Annotated in this window: 3 protein-coding genes; 1 reads left to right on the top strand and 2 read right to left on the bottom strand. The window is 58.5% G+C overall.

The window, feature by feature from the left end; all coding sequences use genetic code 11:
* Positions 1–188: hypothetical protein (locus B5X69_RS21795; protein WP_217699169.1), on the bottom strand; the 188-nt coding region annotated here is incomplete at its 3' end.
* A 34-nt stretch (positions 189–222) separates the two neighbouring features.
* On the opposite strand from B5X69_RS21795, the gene B5X69_RS20635 reads away from it, so the two are divergent.
* Entirely contained in the window at positions 223–843 is a 621-nt protein-coding gene (locus tag B5X69_RS20635; RefSeq protein WP_079640336.1) for a glutathione S-transferase family protein, read from the top strand.
* A gap of 39 nt (positions 844–882) precedes the next feature.
* On the opposite strand, the gene B5X69_RS20630 is transcribed toward B5X69_RS20635, so the two are convergent.
* On the bottom strand, positions 883–1,683 hold the full coding sequence (locus B5X69_RS20630; protein ID WP_079640335.1) for an enoyl-CoA hydratase/isomerase family protein: 801 nt from the start codon (positions 1,681–1,683) through the stop codon (positions 883–885).
* Positions 1,684–1,867: the final 184 nt, after the last annotated feature.

Genomic DNA, 1,867 nt, shown 5'->3' with positions numbered 1-1,867 from the left:
GAAGCCGCATATCCGCCTCCAGCCGATACGCCGTCGCCGTGCTGAACGCCGCACACGCCGCCGCTGAACGCGGCGACATTGTCTGTCTCATCTTCATATAATATCTCACCTGATGATCGTTGATATGGCTCCCAGGCACCGCATCTCCCCTTCAGAAGAAGCTCCACCTGGCAGGTCACGATCACCAAAAGCCCCCTTCCAGAAGAAAAGACGCCTGCGGCGGTGTGTCTGTCGCTCCTCGGGGCTTCGCCCCTCGTCCCGAAAGACACACCGCCGCCCATTCTCATCCTGTTTGTCGGCAATTCTCACCTTGTTTGTCGCGCAGCAGCAATCCTCGCCTATCTGGCGCAGAGCTTTCCTGACGTAGGGCTGTCGCCTGCACAAACTCCCTACGGCTTTGCGCAACTAACCTCGTTCAACGGTTTTCTAGCCACGACGGTGCATATCACGCTGCGGCACTTCTCTAGGCCGCGTATCTTCGCGGACGGTGAAGCCGCACATGCCGCGCTGCGTGCCAAGGTGCCGGAAATGCTCAACTATTACTTCGGCAAGATCGAAGACATGCTGAAGGATGGCCGCCCGTATGTGCATGGCGACCGTTACACTGCTTCCGATCCCTATCTGTTTATCTACACTTCATACCTGCATTGGCCGACTGATCGCTGCGATCTATCGGCGATCCCCAACGTGCTAGCGCATCGCGAACGCATCCTGGAACGGCCCGCGACCAAGCGGGCATTGGAACTTGAAGGGATTCCGGACCCTGCGTTGATCGGAGACGAGGCCAGCAAGGTTGTCCTCGATGCACCTGGCGTGCTGGATCACCTTTCGCAGGGCTGTTGAGCTAAGCTGGCTGAGCGGGCAAACCCCCGCTGATGCGGACTATTCGTCGATAAACTTTGGCGGACGCTTTTCGAGCAAGGCCCGGACAGCTTCCGGGTGATTGGGCGATTCCCAAGAACGCGTTTCGAGCCTCAGCATCTCGCCCATGTAGCGCTTGGCCTTGTCCAGTAGATCAAGGTTGAGGGCTTGCTTGGTCGTTTGCACAGCGCTGGGCGATTGGCGCAGAAACTTGTCGATCCAGCGTTTCACTGCATCGTCCAGACTGGCGACAGGTACGGCTTCGCTGACAAGCCCTATCGCCGCAGCGTCCTTGCCGGACAAGGCGTCGCCTGAAAGCAAATGTCGGCGTGCCTCGACCAGCCCGACAAGATGTGGCCACAAGAGCGCGCCGCCATCGCCAGTCGCCAGGCCAATGTTGATATGCGGATCGGCAATTTGCGCATCTTCCACTGCAATGGTGATGTCGGCCGCCAGGGCAAGGCTTGCGCCCAGGCCCATTGCATGGCCATTGATGCGCGCGATGATGGGCTTGGGGCATTCCAACATGCCCACGATAATGGCGCGGGCTTCGGCCATTGCGGGCTGCCAGCGCCCTGCATCGCCCCAGTTTTCGAGCATCAGGTTAAGGTCGCCGCCCGCCGAAAAGGCCTTTTCACCTGCACCTGTGAAGACGACAGCCCTCACCCTTTTGTCAGTGCCGATCAGTGGCCAAATGCGGGCAAGATCCGCATGTGCCTGGGCAGTCATCGCATTGAGCGGAGGATTGACAAGCTTGACCGTGAGGACGTGGCCATCGAGCGTGACATTGAGCCCACTGAAATCGGAATAATCAACAGTCATTCTAAAGTCTCTCCACGTCTTCCGTCGCAAGCCCTAGCCGCTCTTATGCACCAAGGGGTGTCTGAGCGGTAGGCGGGAGTAGCGTAAAGCTCTGTTCTGAAGTAAGAAATTGGGTGTCTAAGCCGTCCCTGCTCCGGGACAGAAATTGCCATAGGCTACACCCGCCATGACCGACGTTACCTCA

The organism is Sphingopyxis flava (assembly GCF_900168005.1).
GTDB lineage: Bacteria > Pseudomonadota > Alphaproteobacteria > Sphingomonadales > Sphingomonadaceae > Sphingopyxis > Sphingopyxis flava.
The sequence above is the reverse complement of the archived record's forward strand: the minus strand, read 5'-3'. Positions and strand labels throughout refer to the sequence as shown.